This window comes from Lamprobacter sp. (assembly GCF_034860625.1).
Lineage (GTDB): Bacteria > Pseudomonadota > Gammaproteobacteria > Chromatiales > Chromatiaceae > Lamprobacter.
This window is the reverse complement of record NZ_JAYESN010000686.1, coordinates 1-769: the sequence shown is the minus strand read 5'-3', so window position 1 is coordinate 769 and position 769 is coordinate 1. Positions and strand designations below refer to the sequence as shown.

Annotated in this window: 1 pseudogene; it reads right to left on the bottom strand. The window is 64.8% G+C overall.

The annotated features are described in order from the left end of the window. Positions 1-144 precede the first annotated feature (144 nt). Positions 145-769: pseudogene (locus tag VBE63_RS30765) on the bottom strand (acetyltransferase); the annotation flags it as partial.

Here is a 769-nt window from a genome sequence, read left to right as displayed (position 1 = left end):
CTACTCGGGCACTACTGTGGTTCAGGTCGTGGCGAGGTCTGGCTGCACTGCCGCGACCGGATCGCGCAACAGACCAGCTCATCGGGCCAAAGCCGGTGATCTCAGGTTAGTCGAACCCTGCAACCGGCATCAACGCCAGCCCGCTCAATCCTCGCCAAAGGCCGCCAAGAAGGCCTCGACGAAACGCGGATAGTCACTGTCGGACAATTGGTTGATACCGGCCGCTGCCTTGCGACCGCCGCCGGTCTCAAACTGGCGGCAGAGCGCATCGGCGCCATCCGGACGGTTGATCGGCGCCCGCACACTGACCACAAAGCCGCCTTGCTCAAGCTGGGTCAGCAGGGCATGCGCTCGACTCGGCGCCTGCTGCGCCAGTTCGTTGGCAAACACACCCCCGACCCGGCGTGCCCAGGGGGCAGCCGGGAGCACCATCAATAGATGGGTCGCACTCTGGTGTTCCGGGCTCATGGCACGCGCGCGCGTCATGTCGTCAGCGTAGCCGGTTCGCAAGGCCTCGAAAGCCTCGTCGCAACGCACGAACTCGAGCGGGTCGGCATAGGGCCGCAAACGCGCGAATAATGCATCGGGCGGAAAATGCAGATCCGCCACCGTCGCGCCATAGCCGTTATAGTTCAGTAGGATACCAAGCTCGCGCAAGCGCTCGAGCGCGTCCTGCTGCAACCCCAGCGGCTCTGCTGCGCGGATTGCGGCGGCATCGAAGTTATCCCCGAAGGTACCGACTACGGCCCAAGCGCGCTGACGGCCCTGC